This is a genomic window from Rhizobacter sp. P3_B12, from assembly GCF_056402895.1.
Genome location: NZ_JBFUGN010000979.1, coordinates 1 through 2,268, shown reverse-complemented (window position 1 = coordinate 2,268; position 2,268 = coordinate 1). Strand labels below are relative to the sequence as shown.

General features: G+C 68.0%; 3 protein-coding genes. 1 reads left to right on the top strand and 2 read right to left on the bottom strand.

Annotated elements, in window-relative coordinates; all coding sequences use genetic code 11:
• A partial coding sequence (locus AC1D01_RS30955) for an MFS transporter (protein WP_477873275.1) occupies nt 1-382 on the bottom strand: 382 nt, incomplete at its 3' end.
• A gap of 140 nt (nt 383-522) precedes the next feature.
• Here AC1D01_RS30955 and AC1D01_RS30950 point away from each other — a divergent pair.
• Complete coding sequence (locus AC1D01_RS30950) at nt 523-1,443, top strand: LysR family transcriptional regulator (RefSeq protein ID WP_477873273.1); 921 nt, start codon at nt 523-525, stop codon at nt 1,441-1,443.
• On the opposite strand, the gene AC1D01_RS30945 is transcribed toward AC1D01_RS30950, so the two are convergent.
• Nucleotides 1,437-2,268 (bottom strand): hypothetical protein (locus tag AC1D01_RS30945; RefSeq protein ID WP_477873271.1); only part of this gene is annotated, 832 nt, incomplete at its 5' end. The two genes, AC1D01_RS30950 and AC1D01_RS30945, sit on opposite strands and share 7 nt — an antisense overlap.

The following is a 2,268-nucleotide window of genomic DNA, read 5'->3' as shown; positions in this document are numbered from 1 at the left end:
CGACCAGCCAGGGCAGCGACGGCGCCAGCGCACACAGCACCGACGCCACGGTGAACAGCGCGATCCCGGCGGTGAACACGCGGCGATAGCCCAGCCGCTCGCCGACGGCGGACGCGGGGAGCAGGAACATCACGATCGCCAGTTGGTAGGCGGTGACGATCCAGACCGCGTCGGCCGGCGCTGCGTGCAGTTGCTGCGCGATGCTGGGCAGCGCGACGTTGGCGATCGCGCCGTCGAGCACCACCAGCACGATCGCGCCGAGGATCGCGGCGACTGCTGCGTAGCGGCGCGGCAGCGGCAGGCCGTCGAGCTCGTGCGCCGCGCCGGAGTCGGTGCGATGAGAGACCGGGGACGGGTTGGATTCGAGGACAGTGGATGACATGGCTGGTGGACCGGAGGGGGGCGCTCGATCGCGCCACGTCAGCATAGGTCGCCGACCCCGACTGCCACAGAGCGTGGCGCGCATCTTGTTCCTGCATGCGGCGCCGGATCGACGGCCCCGAACCGTGCTAGGTTCGACCGATGCCCGCCGACATCGACCTCAACCTGCTCATTGCATTGAACGCGCTGCTCTCCGAGGCCAGCGTCTCCCGGGCCGCCGAGCGGCTGGGCCTGAGCGAATCGGCGATGAGCCGCACGCTGGCTCGCTTGCGTGAAGCGACGGGTGACGAGCTGCTGGTCCGGGCCGGCCGTGCGATGGTGCCGACGCCGCGGGCACTGGCGCTGCGCGAGCAGGTGAAGGCCCTGGTCGACGAGGCGGCGGCCGTGCTGCAGCCGGCCGGGCCTGACCTGAACCTCGGCACGCTCGGGCGCCTGTTCACCATCCGGGCCAACGACGGTTTCACCGAGGCGTTTGCGCACCTGCTCGCGGCACGCACCGCGCGCGAGGCGCCCGGAGTGCGCCTGCGTTTCGCGCCCAAGCCCGACAAGGACGTGCGGCCGCTGCGCGAGGGCTTGATCGATCTCGACGTGGGCGTGCTCGGCGAGTCCGGCCCCGAGGTGCGCGTCCAGACGCTCTACCGCGACCGCTTCATCGCCGTCGTGCGGCAGGGTCACCCGCTGCTGGCCGAAGGCGAGATCACGCCCGAGCGGTATGCGGCCTGCGACCATGTGGTCACGTCGCGCCGGGGAAAAATCACGGGGCCGGTGGACGATGCGCTCGCCGCCGCCGGCTTGAAGCGCAATGTCGCCGTCATCGTTCCCAGCTTCGGCACCGCGCTGTCGACGGCCGCCGCGACCGACATGGTGGCGTTGATCCCGGCGTCGTACTTCGAGCACCTGCGGGCGAGCAATACGCTGCGCTCGTTCGAGCTGCCGGTGCCGACGGAGCACATCACCATCTCGCAGATGTGGCACCCGCGGCTCGATCGCGATCCGGCGCATCGGTGGCTGCGAGGGGTGGTGCTGGAGGTGTGCCGGCAGCAGCGGGCGAACGCTCAGTAGCTCGCATCGAAAGCACGTCTGGCCTCTGCAAATTCGCTGGCGCAGTCTTTCAGAACCTGCGGAGGCGGATTGTCGACGCAGCGTCTCGGCTGTCGATAGAACTTGGCCCACGCTGCGGCCTTCGTGGCGGCCGCTCTCGCTGTCGCGAGCCGGGTCTGCTCATCCAGCTGATCTCGGCGCATGCGTTCCGCCTCTGCAGCTGCGGCTGCGGCGCGTTGATCGGCGAGTAGCGAAACGCGTTGCCGGTCGATCCGACGCAATCGTTCTGCTTCAGTCTCCACATTTGCTGACAGCCAGATGCCGAGTGCCGTGAGCGCCGCTCCGAGAAGCGTCAAAACCACGCTCCGCAGCCACAGGGCCAGCGACATGTAGGGGGCCAATACCAGCCATTCAGCGTATCCGGGATGGACCAGTGCCTTGCGCTTCTCTCCAATTGCGCAAAGTCCGGTGAGCTGCACTGCAGCTTGTGCGTCCTTCGAGGCAAAGTCGCCACGCACCAGACAGAATCCGCGCAGTACCTTGTTCGTGTCGACGCGGCGCAGGATGAACTCGGGGCTGAAGCGGGTGGCGAGCCGCCCGTCTTGCACCTCGGTCCGGTGCCGAATATCCGAACCAAGCACTTCAACTTTCACGCTGCGCCACGACTGCGATCGCAGACGCCACCACAACGGCCTGGCGCCGTACCAACTCATCGGTACCCCGATCGCAAAGATGGCGATCGGCCCCCCGAGGTCTGATGTCGTCGACAGTCCGAGCAAGACGAACACGCAGAAAAAGACGAAAAGTGCGCGCGCGATGGCTGCCATGCCGGCTCTCCCTTTGCTC

Bases quoted from the DNA above. Each gene is read 5' to 3' on its own strand.
- AC1D01_RS30950 (WP_477873273.1), top strand. From the start codon at position 523: ATGCCCGCCGACATCGACCTCAACCTGCTCATTGCATTGAACGCGCTG.